Raw genomic sequence first — 16,184 nt, forward strand, 5'->3', positions numbered from 1 at the left:
CAGCTAGACGATCATGAGAGGGCCAGTTCGATCACAAGATCAGCGACAGATCCAGATCCGGAGAACCAGCCCCCTGATCAGCGACCGCCCTCGGCGGGCCGCAGCGCCCACCGGCCGCCGGCGAGCGCCCGCCGCAGCCGGTCCTCCTCCACCCGCCAGTAACCGTGTTCCCGGCCGTCGAGCAGGATGACCGGCACCCGGTCGCCGTAGGCGTCGGCAAGCTGGGGATCGGCGTTGACATTGGCCTCCCGCCACCCGACCTGCTCCTGCTCGGCGACCCGGACGACCGCCGCCCGCGCGGTATCGCACAGATGACATCCCGTCCGGGTGAGCAGTGTGATACGCACACCGTCGTGGCCGGAATCCGCCCGTTCCAACCCGTCGTCCATTCCACGATGGTAGGCGCGATCCCGGTCGCTGCCGAGTGGCTTCCCGAACCGCTCGAGCGGGACCGAGGTCCGCTCAGGGGCCCGACCCCGACGTGCGGTTCGGTCCGGGCCTCGCCGGGAGACGCCCCCTGCCTGCACCCGGACGATCTCCGACTTTCCGCGGTCCCTCCTCCGGCTACACTCAGCTACTAACGGAACCATGTGCGCCGGGCCTCCCGGCCCGCCTTGCCGCGACCGCACCCTCCGGAGCCCGGGCTGTGACCGAATGCACGCTCGCCGACCTCGCCGCCGGCCTCGTCGCCCCGCGCCGCGGCCTGGATGCAGCGCGGGGACCGTCGGTCCCGCTCCTCCCGCTCCTCAGGAGGGACGGGATCCGCGCCCTCCTACCCCGGTTGTCCGGGACCGGACGGCCAACCGCCCCCACGGCGTCGGGATCCACGGCGTCGGGATCCACGGTGCCGGCCGGGACGAGCCGCGCGGCGGGGACGGACCCGGCTGCGGCCACGACGACGGTGGCGGCCTGGCCCGTGGGATCCGCCCGGCATCCCGGCCCCCTCCACCGGCAGGATGCGATGTCCCCGGTGGGCGCCCGGGAGGACCGCGAGCGGGTCGGGGACCCTCCGAGCGAGCCGGCCGACGACGACCGGACGGCGCTCGTCGCCCGGGCCCGGCGAGGTGACGTCGACGCCTTCGGGCTGCTCTACGACCGGTACGCCGACCTCGTGTTCCGATACGCGCTGTACCGGCTGGGCGGGGATCCGGTGGCCGCCGAGGACATCGTCAGCGAGACCTTCCTGCGTGCCTTCCGCTCAATCGGCACGTTCCGGTGGCAGGGGCGGGACATCGGTGCCTGGTTCATCACCATCGCTCGCAACCTGCTGGTCGATCAGGCCCGCTCGGCGCGGTGCCGGTTCGAGATCCCGACGGCGGACATCCTCGCCGCGGCCGAGCACCGGGCCACGGCGCTGACGGTACCGAGCCCCGAAGAGTCGATCCTGGCCGTGCTGACCCGCCGCGAGCTGCTTGACGCCGTCCGCGAGCTGCGCCCGGACCAGCAGGAGTGCGTCGCGCTCCGGTTCCTCGAAGGGCTGTCGGTCCGCGAGACCGCGCTGGCCATGGGCCGTAATGAGGGGGCGGTCAAATCCTTGCAGTTCAGAGCGATTCGGACACTTGCTCGCGCCCTTCCCGCAACAGACACGGCCTGGCCTCCGGGCCCCTCGCCGTGAGCGATATCCCAGATCACGTCGCAACCGCGGCCCGGTCGTTGTTCCATCGGCACTTTCGCGCAGTCACGTTCGAGCGGCGGCCGCCGCGAAGTCGTACCGCACCGTACTCTGACGGCGTGCCGGCGAACCATGGCGTGGATCGCGGCGCGCGGAGGTGGCGACGAGGGGTGGGCGGCGGCCCCGGTCACTTCCCGAGCCGAGCCCTTGCTCCGCCCCGGACAACATGGAGTTGACGATGAGGGTGCGACGACGCAGGGACCTGGCCACGACGAGGCAGGCCGCCGAGGCCGCCGCGATCGCCGCCTTGAAGGTCGCGGCCGAGGAGGTTCCGCGGGCCCCGCTGGACGAGTCGGCGGCCGCGTTCTTCGACGTGGACAACACCATGATGGCGGGCGCCTCGATCTTCTACTTCGCCCGCGGCCTGGCCGCCCGGGACTTCTTCAACTCGCGTGACCTGATCCGGTTCGGCTGGCAGCACATCACCTACCGGCTGCGTGGGCTCGAGGACCCGAACGGCATCCGGGACGCTCGGGAGACCGCGCTCGCCTTCGTCGCCGGGCGCACGGTGGCCGAGATCGTCCGTTACGGCGAGGAGATCTACGACGAGCGGATGGCCGAGCAGATCTACTCGGGCACGCACGCGCTCGCCCAGCAGCACCTTGACGCGGGCCAGCGAGTGTGGCTGGTCACGGCCACCCCGGTCGAGCTCGCCTCGGTCATCGCCCGGCGACTGAACCTCACCGGCGCCCTCGGCACGGTCAGCGAGGTCTCCGCCGAGGGCACCTACACCGGCCACCTGGTCGGCGGTCTGCTGCACGGCCAGGCGAAGGCCGAGGCCGTGCAGGCGCTCGCCGAGCGGGAGGGTCTGGACCTGTCCCGGTGCTGGGCCTACTCGGACTCGATCAACGATCTGCCCATGCTCTCCCTGGTGGGCCACCCGGTCGCGATCAACCCGGATCCGGACCTGAAGACCGTGGCCCGGGAACGCGAATGGCCGATCAAGGACTTTCGCACGGCCCGCAAGGCAGCCAAGATCGGCATTCCGACGGCAGCCGGGGTGGGCGCGCTCGCCGGCGGGGTCGCCGCCGGCATGGCGTTGCGGCGCCGGGCCGCGGGCGCCTAGAGCACCTTCGGTGCCGGGAAAGAACCTAGAAGAACACCGAGCGGCGCTGCATCAGCAGGCTGTACAGCGTGTGCTGGATGGTCTCCCGGATGCGGTCGGTGAGCTCGAACACCAGCATCGGGTCGTCCGCCGCCTCAGCGGTGTACGTCTTCGTCGGGACCGGCTCCCCGAACTCGATGATCCATTTGGATGGAAGCGGGATGAACCCCAGCAGGCCGAGCCACGGGAAGGTCGGTGTAATCGGCAGGTAGGGCAGCCCGAGCAGGCGAGCGAGCGACCTCGCGTTGCCGATCATAGGATAGATTTCTTCGGCTCCGACGATCGTGCACGGAATGATCGGCGCACCCGTCCGCAACGCGGCCGAGACGAACCCTCCGCGCCCGAACCGCTGCAACTTGTACCGCTCACTGAACGGCTTGCCGACGCCCTTGAAGCCCTCCGGCCAGACCCCGACAAGGTGCCCGGTATTCAGCAGGTGTTCCGCGTCAGCCTGACACGCCAGGGTGTTGCCGATCTTACGAGCCAGCGGGGCCAGGAACGGCACCGCGAACACCAGGTCGGCCGCGAGCATGCGCAGGTGGCGATGGGCCGGATGATGATCGAGGATGGCCACAGCCATCATCAGCGCGTCCATTGGCAGGGTGCCCGAGTGATTGGCCACCACCAGAGCGCCACCCGTGTCCGGGATGTTCTCCAGCCCCCGGGTCTCGACCCGGAAGTAGTCCCGGTAGATCGGCCGCAGCAGCGGAGCGACGACGTGTTCGGTGAGGTCCGGGTCAAACCCGTGCTCGTCGACGACGTAGTCGCCGGTGATGCGCCGCCGCAGGAAGGCCAGCGATCCCGCGAGGGCCGTCTCCAGATCACCGGGTTCGGCCACCGGCGGTGGCGCACCGTCCGTCCCGGCACCGCCGTCGGGCCCGGCACCGGCGGTGGGACCCGTCGTCGGGTCGGACGGCCCACCCGCCGCCGACCGGCTGTCGGTCAGCGTCGCCTCGGCACCGTTGAGCGAGGAGCGAGGGGATGCGGCGGCCGCGGCGGCTGGACCGAGGAAGACCGCGCCGGGGAAAACCCCGTCGAGAAAAGCCGGGTCGTGGGAAGCCGGGTCGTGGGAAGCCGGGTCGGCCGCGGCGGATTTCCAAGGCATGATCTGCGCTTCACCCCGGGATTCGTCACCTTCCATCACGTGTTCCGCCTCCCCCTTGTCCGATCCCGCATCTGGCGGGCCGCAACCGCCCCCCCATCACCGTGTTCCCACCAGCCGGCGTCGGGCCAGCGAGTCGAGCATCCTGTGCTCGGCCCGGGAGATCAGATCGTGGTCGATGGTGAACCGGAGCCCGCGCTGGCGGACGAAACTGTCGAAGGTCTCCACCGTCGAGTACCGGGGCCGGTAACCGAAGATCTCCTTCAGTCGGGTCGTGTCCACGGCCCGGCCGTGCGCGAGAAAGTCGAGCTGCTCAGCGGAGAAGTCGACGAGCCGCAGCCGCCGGGCGACCCCGCCCAACATCCCGATCATGGGGAACGGCACCGGCGTGAACGGCCGACCCGCTCGGCGGATCGCCTGCGAAAGCAGGAGCACACCGTCCCCGGCCACGTTGAACGTCCCCGGGTGGGCGCCGCGGGTCGCGCGCATCAGCACGGCCAGCGCGTCATCGGAGTGCAACAGCTGGATGCGGGGGTCGAAGCCAAGGACCGTGGGAACCAGCGGAAGGTCCAGATAGCGCGCGAGCGGGCTGTCGATCTGCGGACCGAGGATGTTGGTGAACCGCAGCACGGTTACCGCGATGTCGGGACGTCGCCGGCTGAATCCACGCACGTAACCCTCGACCTCGACGGCGTCCTTGGCATAGCCACCGGTGGGCAGGGCGCGCGGCTCGGTGTCCTCCGTAAACAGCGCAGGGTCGCGAGCGGACGACCCGTAGATCGACGTCGTGGACTTCACTACCAGCTTGGTGACACTGGGCGCCTTCTGACACGCGGCCAGCAGCTGCATCGTGCCGATGACGTTGATTTCCTTCATCGCGGTCCGTCCACCCGCACCGAGCGGCGTGGCGATCACGTTCAGGTGCAGCACCGCATCAATCTCCGTGGTAGAAATCACCTTTGCGATCAACGGATGCCGGATGTCCGCGCGCACGAACTGGGTCCGCCCGAGGTCGCTGGTGGGAGCAGTGGTATCGACCCCGACAACGGCTTCGACCCCCGGGTCAGCCGCGAGCGCCATCGCCACCTGCGCCCCCAACGGCCGCGCTACACCGGTCACCAACACACGGCGTGGTCTCATGGCAGTCTCCCGCAACGCCCGCATGGTCCAGTCCGGCACCCGGACCGGATGGCCGGGCGGCCGGGCAGCCCGAACCAGGCCGACCGGAGCACGCCGCCGTTCCCCGGGGCCGAAGGCCACGATGTCCGGCCGAGGAAGGTTCATGCGGTCCGATCGTGGGCTCATCGTACGCCCATCCCTCGACCGCTCACTGCGCAGCGTAAGGCCAGCCGCGCACATCGAATACGAAGAAACGGGGAAAAAATAACCCGTCCAAGCCGGAGGAGGATCGACGCCGGCCAGGCCCGGTGCCGCTGCTGCCGGCCCAGCGGTGATGCCGGCATCACCGCTGGGCCGGCAGCGGAAGATCCCGGATGGAGCGTCCCGGTGACGGGCTCCTCGGCAGTTGTGCCACGACGACCGCGTCCTGGCGCCGCAGCCGCAGCAGGTCGGCCGCTCGCCCACAGTTTACCGCGATCATCACCCGACGCAACGCATCCTCGCACAGGGTGACTCCACCACGAGGCACATCGCCGTAGGTATACGTGAACGTGAGCCGCATGACGCGGTTGCCGGCGCGGACCTCGACCAGATCTCCCAACAGAATGCCAGCGGCCTCCAACTCGGCCCGGGTCATGTTGAGCGAGAGGTTGCCGAAGTGGTCGACGGACACGACCTCGCCGTGCACATGGTCGTCGTCGACGCTGCACGCCCGCGGCTGGAAACGCGTGAGCGTGCCGGGGTCGAGCCGGGGGCCGACGTCGGTGAGGGCGAGTCCGGCAGCGAGCCGGGCCGCGACCGGCGCATAGACGTCCCGTCCCCGGAACACCGCGGTGGGCAGCGGCAGCCACAGCTCCCGGTTGGAGATCTCGTGCACCGCGGCGACGCCACCGAGCGCCTCCCAGGCCAGCGACGCCACGCCGTTGTCCGGGCAGACGAAAGTCGAGCCGTCCGTGCTCCGGATCGCCACGCCACGGGTGTAACCGTCGGCATCGAGCCGCTCCACGACGACGAGATGAACCCCTATCGGAAGATAACCGATCGCGCCGACCAGGGTGACGGCCGCATGCCCGACGTCCTGCGGCGCGATGGCGTGGCAGACGTCGAGGACGCGCGCCGACGGGGCGTGCCGCGCGATAACCCCGTGACACACCCCTACAGAGGCATCGTCGACGCCGTAGTCGGACAGGAAATTGATCCACGATCCCGTCATGCCGTCTCCCTGGCTGCGGGCCGGCCACGCTGCCACCGAGGGAAACAGCCTGCCACACGGTAACAGTTACAGCACGCAAAGCCACATGATACGAGACGACATGGCGGTACGAACTCGTGGCGTGCGAGGTGGACGCCGGACGCTGGGGACCGCGGATCAGCCGACTACCTCCAGGTGTGACCGGACTCCCGGGTACGCCCCACCCCCCGGTGGGCGACCCGCGTACTGGTGCGCTACCTACTTCCTGTCAGCGGCCTACTTCTTGTTGCGGCGCTGAACGCGCGTCCGCTTCAGCAACTTGCGGTGCTTCTTCTTGGCCATCCGCTTACGACGCTTCTTGATGACAGAACCCACGTACCCGACCGATCTATGTTGAGGAAGTTACCGGGCGAGCCTACCCGCCACGGCGGGCAGCCATCGGAGCCCGGGCACTCCGGTACCCAGGTGCTCCGGTACCCGGGTGCTCTCAACCACGGCCGAGTTCCCGCGACCGACTGCTCGCCGCCTCCAGGGCGTCCATGAGCGCCGCGCGCACACCGCGACGGTCCAGCTCCCGCAGCGCCGCGATCGTGGTCCCGGCCGGAGAGGTGACGGCCTCCCGCAACAGCGCCGGATGCTCGCCGCTCTCGCGCAGCATCCGCGCCGAGCCCAGAGCGGTTTGGGTCATGAGTTCCGCGGCCAGGGTCCGGGGCAGCCCGAGGAGCACACCCGCCTCGATCATCGCATCGACAAGGTAGAAGAAGTACGCCGGTCCGCTACCGGACAGGGCCGTCACCGCGTCGAGCTGGGACTCCGCCACCCGCGTCACCCTGCCGACCGGCGTCAGCAGGGCCTCTGCCGTGGCAAGGTGCTCCTCCTCGGCGTAGCGGCCCCCGCAGATCGCCGACATCGCCTCCCCGACGAGCAGCGGGGTGTTCGTCATCACCCGGACTACTGGGGGAAGCGAAGGTAGCCGCTCCTCGAGAAGATCAGTGGTGATGCCCGCCGCCAACGACACCACGAGCGTCCCGTTCGCCACAACCGACCCGATCTCGGCCAGCAGGGTCCCGACGTCCTGGGGCTTCACCGCGATGATCAGAACATCCGCCTTGGCGGCTGCCACCGCCGGCGCCTGCACCTCGACGCCGTGACTCGCCACGATCTCACCAGCTCGGTCGGCATCACGTTCGGCCACGACGATGTCCTGAGCGGCATGTCCGGACCGCAGCAGCCCCGACAGCATCGCCCCGCCGAGCCGTCCCACCCCCATGACCGTAACGATCATGACCATCCTTCCCTTCCACCCGCTTCTACCCCGGCCTGGAGGTTACGGCGCCCTCGGGCGGCCAGCGGAACGCGGATCCCGGCCCACCGTCGTGCGCGGGCGATCAGCCGTAGCCCGACTGGCGATCGGCTCCGCGTCGCCCGTCGTACTCGAGCCGGCGTTCGTGGCCACCCCAGTGGCCGGGTTCGTGACCCGTCCAGAGCTCGTGTCGCGTCCAGGGCTCGTGACGTTCACCTTGCCGGCCGGCGACGGATCGAGGATCGTAGATCATTTTCGGCGGTGTATGGGCGGTCCGTGGCCGCCGGCCGCTGCGCCTCCTCGCCGCCGTTCTGCCGGCCTCGCACCGCCCACGACAGGTCGGCGGTCTCGGTGAGTCCGTACCCATACCCCGGCCAAGGACGGGCGTAGCCCTCATCGATCCATTCATCGGCATCGGCCGGGCCAGCCGCCGGTTGATCGGACCCGACCTCGTACGACGACCAGCCACCGTCGTCCGACCGGTTACCGTCCGACCAGCCGCCCTGCGACCGGGTCCCGGGCGGATCGCTGGGCCGGTCGCGATCCAGCCGATCAGACTGACCGATCGCGGCTGGCGCGGGCCCACGGGGGGTGTCGGCCCACGGGGGTCGGGCACGCTGCGCGGGCTTCTCCACGAACCGGTTCGAGAAGTACGCGATGAACGTGCTGACCGCCGCCGCCACGACGACCGACGGCCACAGCCCGATCCGGGGCACCAGCTGCCCGTTCGCAGCCGAGATCACCGGATAGTGCCAGAGGTAGATACTGAAAGTGATCTTTCCGAGGAAAGCCATCCGCGGACCACCCAGCAGGCGAACCCAGCAGGCGTCGCGACGCAGGTCGGCGCCCAGAATGACCACGGCACCGAGCAGGGCGCTGGGCAGGTAGGCGGCATGGTCGAGCCAGTTGGCGTCATAACCGTCCTTGTCCGGCCCAAGGAAGGCGAAGAAGATCAATCCGATCCCCGCGACGAGGCCGAAATCGGCGATCCGACGGCCCGCCCGCCAACGCTCGACCGTCGCCGCCGTGGCAGGGGTCATCGTGCCGATCTGCTGGGCGTGCCGGCGGCGGCGCGGCGCGGTCAGGCCCGGCTCCTCTGCGACGAGGGCGCGCAGGCGGGTGTCACGCCAGACCGCCAGCAGACAGCCGATCAGCAGCGGGGTGACGTGCGTGTCCAGCGCGAGGTACACCCGCGAGTGCGGGGCGCCGCCGACGGCCACGGTCCAGGTCCAGACCGCCGCGAAGGCGATCATGGCGAGAAGTATCTTCAGCAGGTGCGCCCGGAACCGGTCCGAGCGGCTGACAATCAGGAACAGCCCCGGCCACAGGAGATAGAACTGCTCCTCCAGGGACAAGGACCACACGTGGGCCAACCATCGCCCACCGGCGGCAGGATGTAGGACCTTGTACCAGTTGTTGACATTGAAGAAGGCGGAGAGCGCACTCCCGATGTAGTCGTCCCGGAAGGGGATGTCGTTCCATTTGAATGCCACCGTCACCACGAGCCCGACGAGCAGGTACACCCACATCGCGGGCATCAGCCGGTAGGCCCGGCGCACCAAGAATCGACTCACCGAGATCGTCCCGGTCCGGCTGTGTTCGGTCAGCAGGAGCGCGGTGATAAGAAATCCACTCAGCACGAAGAAGACGTCGACGGCGACGTTGCTGGCATGGATCGCGCCCATGTGGCCGGCGAGGATGGTGTAGATACAGACGATCCGCAACCCATCCAGCGCCGGGTTGTACGCGAACTTCGCCGCGGCGGCAGCCGCCGAGGGCTCGGCCGGCCCGGCCGGCATGGAGGGTCCGGCCGGCGGCTCCCAGCCGGCCGGGGTGCCGTCGCGCTTTATCCTTGTCGCCTCAGTCTGCTGCGGAGCAAGCCGCATGATGACCGTCGCCTCCTCCAGCGGGCGCCGGCAGTCCCGGCACCGACGCCCGACACTCAGGGTGACCGCACGGTGCCGCGGTGACCCGAGCGTGAGTCGCTCCCGAACCACGCCTCCGGTCGGACCAATGGCCCGGACGCGGGTACCCGTATCACTCCGCTACGCCAGCGAAGTCAGACACCACTGTGCGAATGACGCAAGACTAACGGATCGGAAAATTCAGGGCGAGACGGGTACCAGTGGCCACAAAACAACGTCACACCAAAAAAGCGACGCTGTGCGCACGGTTCATTACGAAGACACATCGGCCGAACCATGGCGTCACGGTGCGTCAGAGAAAAGGGGGGGGATCGCCGGCTGGGAGAGCCGCGGCAGGGGCGCCCACGCCGTCTCTCCCGCGCGCTACTCGGGAACCTGGGCAATCACCAGGAGCGTACGAAACGGCTCGACGACGACACCGTCAGGAAAGGCGCGCAGCATCGTGCGACGCTCCGCGTCAAGGAAATCGCCGAGGCGATCGCCGATGGCCGCGACGTAGGACTTCGACCGCTGCCACGTGAGGTAGTCATCGATGTTAATCCGGCGCCGCCACCGGCCGGTCAGGGTGACGACCTCACTGAAGTGGCCGGTCCACCGCAGCTCGTCGGCGAACGGTCGCGCACGGTACCCGCGGTGATATCCGGAGTTCATCCGCTCGAGCCGTTCCTGCTGGCGCTGCCACCACCGGTACTCCTCGGCGTCGACGTCGTTCCACCACACGGCGAGGGCTCCGCCGGGCCGCAGCACGCGGGCGGCCTCGGCCGCGGCGGTCGGCACATGTACCCAGTGCCATGCCTGGGCATAGCAGACCAGGTCGGCAACCTGGTTCCGGAAGGGCAACGCCTCCCCGTCCCCGCGCACCGTGGGCAGTCCGGGGCTCCGCTCGCGCAACCGCGCCAGCATGTTCGGCCCGGGTTCCACCGGTACCACCCGCGCGCCCCGGCCGATCAGCAGGCGCGTGGCGATGCCGGTCCCGGCGCCGACGTCAAGCACGTCCGCGCCGCGCAGCGGCCGCCCGAGGAACCGCTCGACGTCACGGAAGATGTGGTCGGGATAACTCGGCCTGGCCGCGGCGTAGGCATCCGCCAACGGGTCGAACAGCGAGCCGGTGGGGGTACGACCAGAAGGGACGGACACTCCGCCATGGTGGCACTCGACCATAGCGGCGATCCACGGGAACGGTGTCAGCCCCGGACGCGGGTCAGCTGTCGGTGGGTCAGCTATCGGTGGATCAGCCGTAGGTGGAACGGAGTCCTGCGGCAGACGGTGCGGCGAAGTGCAGACGGGTGAACGCCAGCGCCTCGGCGAGTTCGGCCTCGCGCTGGGCGCGCGACTCGGCCCGCCTGGTGTTGATCTCGACCACCACGGTGCCGGCGAAACCGCCGGCGGCCAGCAGTTCGAGCAGCTCGGCACAGGGCTGCGTGCCACGACCGGGGACGAGATGTTCGTCTTTGGCCGAGCCCAGACCATCGGCCATATGCACGTGGACCAGCCGCTCGCCGAGAAGCTCGGCCATCTCGAGCGGGTCCGAGCGGGACACACTCGTGTGCGACAGGTCGAGGGTGACATGCGCGTAGTCATCCTCGACCGGGGACCAGTCCGGGGCATAGGCGGAGACCTCCCGCCCCCGCGCCCGCAGCGGGAACATGTTCTCCACCGCGAAGCGGATGTCGGTCTCGCCGGCCATCCGCTCGATGCCCGTCACGAACTCGCGGGCATAGTCCCGCTGCCAGCGAAACGGCGGGTGGACGACGACCGTCGACGCGCCGAGCGTCTCAGCCGCGGTACGGGCCCGCACCAGCTTCGCCCATGGATCCGTACCCCAGACCCGCTGGGTGAGCAGCAGGCACGGCGCGTGAATGGCCAGAATCGGGATGCCGTGATAGTCCATCAGCCGCTTCAGCGCCTGCGGATCCTGGCTGACCGGATCGGTCCAGACCATAATCTCGACCCCGTCATACCCCAGCCGCGCCGCCATCTCGAAGGCCGAGGCGGTGGACTCGGGATAGGTCGAAGCCGTGGAGAGCGCCACGCGGGCACCCGGAGCGGTCGTGACCAGCTCGGGCGCTCCGCGCGGGACAACGGGCGAGGAGCCACCGCCACCACCGCAGCCGCCGCCACCGCCGGGCCCCGGACCGCCCGCGGCCCTGCCGGACGAGATCGGGGTGGGAGCCATCGCGGTCGGCGCCACCGACCGCGCGTCGTCACGCCATGCCTGCAATCCGTCTCCCTGCCGCGCGAGCCGGGGGTTGGCCGTCATGACCGACCTCTCTCCCAGGCTAGGCCATCTCCGCGGGCCCGCCCGCACAGACATCCGCGGGATGACGGTTGGAACCCCCCTATCGCCCGTGAGAACGGCCACATCAGGCAATTACGCACCTCGAAAGCACTTTCTGCAACGCCCATGTCACCCTCTGCTGGGTAAAGGGAATTCATCGCTCCGGCGTCAGGATGAGGTGAGCCAGTCCAGCCGGCGCAGGATCACCCCTTCACGCAGGGCCCAGGGGCAGATCTCCACCTCGTGGATGGCAAACAGACCGAGAGCCTCGTCCGCGACGACCGCCCCCGCGACCAGCTGGGCCGCCCGGGAGGCGGAGACGCCCGGCAGCGCCGCGCGTTCCTCGACCGACATCCGGCACACCTTGGCCGTCACCTCCGCGAGGTCGTCCCGGCGCAGCACCCGGCGGGTATAGGGACCGCGGCTGTAGGGCTCCGCACCGGCGATCCGGGCCAGCGACCGGAAGGTCTTCGACGTCGCCACCGCCCTCGTGTGCTCCCCCAGGGGGTAGATCGTGCCCACGATCGGCGCGATCTGGGACCGGACATAACGGCGCAGCTCGCTGAGCTCGGACCGCTTGGGCGGGTCGCTCGGGACCAGCCAGTCCCGGGTCAGCCGGCTCGCGCCGAGCGGCAGGGATGCGACCACCTCGGGATCCTCGTGCATGCCGGCGCCGATCTCCAGGGAACCACCGCCGATGTCCAACGCCAGCAACCGGCCGGCGCTCCAGCCGAACCACCGGCGGACGGCGAGGAAGGTCAACCTGGCCTCCTCCTCCCCGGGCAGGACGCCGATGGCGACCCCGGTGGCCTCGCCCACCCGGCGCAGGACCGCCTCTCCGTTGGTGGCGTCCCGCAACGCCGACGTGGCGAAGGCCGCCAGATCGTAGACCCCGAGCGCGTCGGCCTGCTGGCGCATGTCCAGAATGCAGGAGGTCAGAGCGCGCTCTCCGGCGGCGTCCAGCGCCCCGTCCGCGTCGAGCAGTTCCACCAGCCGCAGCGGCACGCGCACACTGGCGGCCGGCTGTGGCTGGCCGCCCCGGTGCGCGTCCACGACAAGCAGGTGGACGGTGTTCGAGCCGATGTCGATCACACCAAGACGCATCGGACCGGGATGTGGACCCGCCGGGAGCGGACTCACCGCGGCCGCCTGCCGTCCCGGAGCGACAGCGGCGTCGGGCTGCGCCACGATCTTCGGAAACCACGCACCCGGACACACGCCACCGAGCACCTCTTCACCGTTCCCTCCGGCCGCGACCGCCGGGGTCACGGCTCGAACTTGTATCCCAGTCCCCGAACGGTCACCAGGTGCCGCGGGTTGCCGGGTTCGTGCTCGATCTTTGTCCGCAGTCGTTTGACGTGGACATCCAGGGTCTTGGTGTCGCCGACGTAGTCCGACCCCCAGACCCGGTCGATCAGTTGGCCCCGGGTCAGCACCCGGCCCGCGTTGCGCAGGAACATCTCCAACAGCTCGAACTCCTTGAGCGGCAGGGTGACCGTGGTCCCGTCGACGGTGACGACATGGCGCTCAACGTCCATCCGGACCGGGCCTGCCTCCAACGTCGCGTCCCCCACCTCCTCGTTCTCCGACCGCCGCCGCAGCACCGCGCGGATCCGCGCCACCAGTTCCCGGGCGGAGAACGGCTTCGTGACGTAGTCGTCCGCTCCGAGTTCCAGCCCGAGCACCTTGTCGATCTCGCTATCCCGAGCGGTCAGCATGATGATCGGCACAGTGGAACGGGTTCGCAAGGTCCGGCACACTTCCGTGCCCGACAGGCCCGGCAGCATGAGGTCCAGCAGCACAAGATCAGCCCCCCGCCGATCGAACTCGGCCAGCGCGCTGGGGCCGTCGGCGACGACTCCCACCTCGAAGCCCTCCCGTTCCAACATGAACGACAACGCGTCGGAGAAGGACTCCTCGTCCTCGACCACGAGCAGCCGGGTCACCTGTTCGCTCCCCTTGTTACGTTGGACGGACCGGCCGACCCGGACCGCTTCCTGTTACTGTCGATGGGACGGGTGGACCCGCCGCGTTCACTGGTCATGACCAGTACCGTTCACCGTTCACGAACCGCCACCGAGTTCATCATCGCCATGATGTTCACCATCGCCCCGACCGCGGGCGTCGGCACCGACCCCGACGACGTCGAAGCCATCCACCCCGTCATCCTCGCGGGTTTCGTCCGGGCCGTCCGTCATCGCATCGTCATCGTCGCCGGTGAACAGCGGCAGCCGGAGCGTGAAGGTGGAACCCGCGCCCTCGGCGCTCCACACGGAGACCACGCCGCCGTGATTGGTCGCGATGTGCTTGACGATGGCGAGCCCCAGGCCGGTCCCACCGGTCGCGCGGGATCGCGCCGGATCCGCCCGATAGAAACGTTCGAAGACCCGTTCCAGGTCCTTCTCCGCGATCCCGATGCCCTCGTCGGCGACGGAGATCTCCACGGTCCCACCGCTGCGCCGGACCCCGAGCACGACCCGGGTGCCACGCGGCGAGTAGCTGATCGCATTGTCGAGCAGGTTCGCGACGGCGGTCACGAGCTGGCCCTCGTCCCCGCACACCGGCAGGTCATCGTCGCCGATCACCACAACCGAGATCGCCTGGGCCTGCGCTGCCAGCCGGGTGCGGTCGACCGCCTCGGTGAGCACCGCGGACGCCCGCATCGGCCGCAGGTTGGGCAGCGGATCGGCGCCCTGCAGCCGGGAGAGATCGATGATCTCCTGAACCAGACGGGCGAGCCGGGCCGATTCGTGAGTCATCCGGGAGGCGAACCGGCGGACTGCCACCGGGTCCTCGCAGGCCGCGGCGACCGCTTCGGCAAGGACGTGCAACGCACCGACCGGTGTCTTGAGCTCGTGGCTGATGTTCGCCACGAAGTCCCGACGGACGGCCTCGACCCGACGCGACTCGGTGATGTCATCCACGATGACGGCGACATGACCGGACGAGTCCAGCAGCCGGGCCCGGGCACGCACCGCCAGCCCCTCCTGGTCCGGTCGGGGACGGGTGAGGGGGGGCTCGGGGACGGGCGGCAGCTCGAGCTGCCGCTCCTGGTCACTGCCCGCGAGCCGGGTGGCCCGGACGAGATCGGCCAGCTCCGCCACCGCGATCTCGTCGGCGGCGACCACACCCATGCGTCGCGCGACCGTGTTCACCAGGACCACCCGGTCCGCGGTGTCGAGGACGAGCAGACCGGTCGGCAGGCCGGCGATCACCCGACGCACGAGCTTCGCCGGCAACGTCATGCCGCCGGTGTCCCCGCCGGACGCCGAACCAGTCGTCAGGTCAGTCGTCGAGTCAGTCGTCGAACCGGCTGTTCCAGGCACTGCTGTCATCGTCCACCATCGTCCACTCACCCTGCACGGCCTGCCGACCTGCACGAGCTGCACGAGCTGCGGATGCGGTGTGTACCGGTTGTCATGGCATCCGCCGACCTGTCACCCACTCGCCGCATGCTAGGTGTCCGCATGCCACCTAGGTATTGCTCTGCAAGCCTCCACCGCCGATCGTCGCTAGCTGTTCATCAGACCCATCGCCAAAGTTCACCAGAGAGCGAGAGGTCCGCATCATCGTCAGAGCCGGAGCGACGCAAGTACCCAGGACCATCATGATCAAGTCAATCCCTCAGGATCTCTGACCCCTCGATCCGCCACCGAATGAGAAGGAGCCGTCCGTGCGGGACGCCTTCACCGACGAGCTCGATAGCATCAACCAGTCCCTGATCGAGATGACCAACCTGGTCGCCTCGGCCATGGCCCGGGCCACTACCGCTCTCCTCGACGCCGATCTCCAACTCGCCGAAAACGTCATCAGCGGAGACGAGACGGTCGACCTGCTGCGCAACGAGATCGAGGAGCGGGCCTTCGACGTGATGGCCCGCCAGGCCCCGGTCGCCACCGATCTGAGGATGATGGTGGCCACGCTGCGGATCGTCGCCGACCTGGAGCGGATGGGCGACCTCGCCCTGCACGTGGCGAAGGTCGCCCGTCGGCGCTATCCGGGCCGGGCGATCCCGCCGGAGCTTCGTGCGACCATTCTGGAGATGGGGCAGGTCGCGCAGCGCATCGTCGCGAAGGCCGGATCGGTGATCGCCAGCCGGGACACCGACCTCGCCAAGCAGTTGGAGGCCGACGACGATGCGATGGACGGGCTGCACCGCGCCCTGTTCCACATACTGATCGAGAAGCCCTGGCCGCACGGGATGGAGGCGGCGATCGACATCACTCTCTGCGGCCGCTACTACGAGCGGTACGCCGACCATGCGGTCTCGGTCGCCCGCCGGGTGCTCTACCTGGTCACCGGAGATTCCAGCCGCACGTGAGGGCACCCGGGGGATCCGCCCCCGGCCTCGCGCGCGTGGCCCCCACGCACGGCCCGACGGTTCCCCGCGTGCATCCCGCCGACGCTATGGCGGCTGCCCGAGATGGCCCGCGACGGTGGCACGGGCCGGTCAGGGCTATAGGACTCGGCCGGGACTATATGGCTATA

General features: G+C 69.5%; 15 protein-coding genes. 3 read left to right on the forward strand and 12 right to left on the reverse strand.

What is annotated here, in order from left to right:
* Nucleotides 1-77: 77 nt before the first annotated feature.
* On the reverse strand, nucleotides 78-389 hold the full coding sequence (locus AC08OQ_RS04710) for a glutaredoxin family protein (RefSeq protein ID WP_476598682.1): 312 nt from the start codon (nucleotides 387-389) through the stop codon (nucleotides 78-80).
* Between the two features lie 257 nt (nucleotides 390-646).
* Here AC08OQ_RS04710 and AC08OQ_RS04715 point away from each other — a divergent pair, with 257 nt between their 5' ends.
* Together AC08OQ_RS04715 and AC08OQ_RS04720 are read left to right on the forward strand one after the other, a co-directional pair.
* The gene (locus AC08OQ_RS04715; RefSeq protein ID WP_476604480.1) at nucleotides 647-1,615 is read left to right on the forward strand and encodes a sigma-70 family RNA polymerase sigma factor; all 969 of its coding nucleotides are present in this window, start codon (nucleotides 647-649) and stop codon (nucleotides 1,613-1,615) included.
* Between the two features lie 235 nt (nucleotides 1,616-1,850).
* Complete coding sequence (locus AC08OQ_RS04720) at nucleotides 1,851-2,738, forward strand: HAD family hydrolase (protein ID WP_462189301.1); 888 nt, start codon at nucleotides 1,851-1,853, stop codon at nucleotides 2,736-2,738.
* Between the two features lie 25 nt (nucleotides 2,739-2,763).
* Here the strand turns inward: AC08OQ_RS04720 and AC08OQ_RS04725 are convergent, their stop codons facing one another.
* The 11 genes from AC08OQ_RS04725 to AC08OQ_RS04775 all read right to left on the reverse strand — a co-directional run bounded on the left by AC08OQ_RS04725 (nucleotide 2,764) and on the right by AC08OQ_RS04775 (nucleotide 15,031).
* On the reverse strand, nucleotides 2,764-3,918 hold the full coding sequence (locus AC08OQ_RS04725; RefSeq protein WP_476604481.1) for a lysophospholipid acyltransferase family protein: 1,155 nt from the start codon (nucleotides 3,916-3,918) through the stop codon (nucleotides 2,764-2,766).
* A gap of 60 nt (nucleotides 3,919-3,978) precedes the next feature.
* Complete coding sequence (locus AC08OQ_RS04730) at nucleotides 3,979-5,019, reverse strand: NAD-dependent epimerase/dehydratase family protein (protein WP_462187954.1); 1,041 nt, start codon at nucleotides 5,017-5,019, stop codon at nucleotides 3,979-3,981.
* A gap of 322 nt (nucleotides 5,020-5,341) precedes the next feature.
* On the reverse strand, nucleotides 5,342-6,211 hold the full coding sequence (locus tag AC08OQ_RS04735) for an SAM hydrolase/SAM-dependent halogenase family protein (protein WP_476598687.1): 870 nt from the start codon (nucleotides 6,209-6,211) through the stop codon (nucleotides 5,342-5,344).
* Between the two features lie 255 nt (nucleotides 6,212-6,466).
* Complete coding sequence (locus AC08OQ_RS04740) at nucleotides 6,467-6,565, reverse strand: 30S ribosomal protein bS22 (protein WP_003948845.1); 99 nt, start codon at nucleotides 6,563-6,565, stop codon at nucleotides 6,467-6,469.
* 112 nt (nucleotides 6,566-6,677) lie between these two features.
* Nucleotides 6,678-7,475 carry a pyrroline-5-carboxylate reductase gene (gene proC, locus AC08OQ_RS04745; RefSeq protein ID WP_476593471.1) on the reverse strand — a complete coding sequence of 266 codons (798 nt, stop codon included), beginning with the start codon at nucleotides 7,473-7,475 and terminating at the stop codon, nucleotides 6,678-6,680.
* Nucleotides 7,476-7,705: 230 nt separating this feature from the next.
* Complete coding sequence (locus AC08OQ_RS04750; RefSeq protein ID WP_476598688.1) at nucleotides 7,706-9,379, reverse strand: acyltransferase family protein; 1,674 nt, start codon at nucleotides 9,377-9,379, stop codon at nucleotides 7,706-7,708.
* Between the two features lie 402 nt (nucleotides 9,380-9,781).
* The gene (locus AC08OQ_RS04755; RefSeq protein WP_462187951.1) at nucleotides 9,782-10,579 is read right to left on the reverse strand and encodes a class I SAM-dependent methyltransferase; all 798 of its coding nucleotides are present in this window, start codon (nucleotides 10,577-10,579) and stop codon (nucleotides 9,782-9,784) included.
* A 70-nt stretch (nucleotides 10,580-10,649) separates the two neighbouring features.
* Nucleotides 10,650-11,594: a sugar phosphate isomerase/epimerase family protein gene (locus AC08OQ_RS04760; protein ID WP_476598715.1), complete on the reverse strand. Its 945-nt coding sequence runs from the start codon at nucleotides 11,592-11,594 to the stop codon at nucleotides 10,650-10,652.
* Nucleotides 11,595-11,864: 270 nt separating this feature from the next.
* Entirely contained in the window at nucleotides 11,865-12,836 is a 972-nt protein-coding gene (locus AC08OQ_RS04765; protein WP_476611916.1) for a Ppx/GppA phosphatase family protein, read from the reverse strand.
* Nucleotides 12,837-12,961: 125 nt separating this feature from the next.
* On the reverse strand, nucleotides 12,962-13,642 hold the full coding sequence (locus AC08OQ_RS04770; RefSeq protein ID WP_011434934.1) for a response regulator transcription factor: 681 nt from the start codon (nucleotides 13,640-13,642) through the stop codon (nucleotides 12,962-12,964).
* A gap of 117 nt (nucleotides 13,643-13,759) precedes the next feature.
* Nucleotides 13,760-15,031, reverse strand: a complete 1,272-nt coding sequence (locus AC08OQ_RS04775) for a sensor histidine kinase (protein ID WP_476595850.1) — start codon at nucleotides 15,029-15,031, stop codon at nucleotides 13,760-13,762.
* A 338-nt stretch (nucleotides 15,032-15,369) separates the two neighbouring features.
* On the opposite strand from AC08OQ_RS04775, the gene phoU reads away from it, so the two are divergent.
* Complete coding sequence (gene phoU, locus AC08OQ_RS04780; protein WP_462187953.1) at nucleotides 15,370-16,017, forward strand: phosphate signaling complex protein PhoU; 648 nt, start codon at nucleotides 15,370-15,372, stop codon at nucleotides 16,015-16,017.
* Nucleotides 16,018-16,184 lie beyond the last annotated feature (167 nt).

Source organism: Frankia sp. CcCS3 (genome assembly GCF_977927575.1).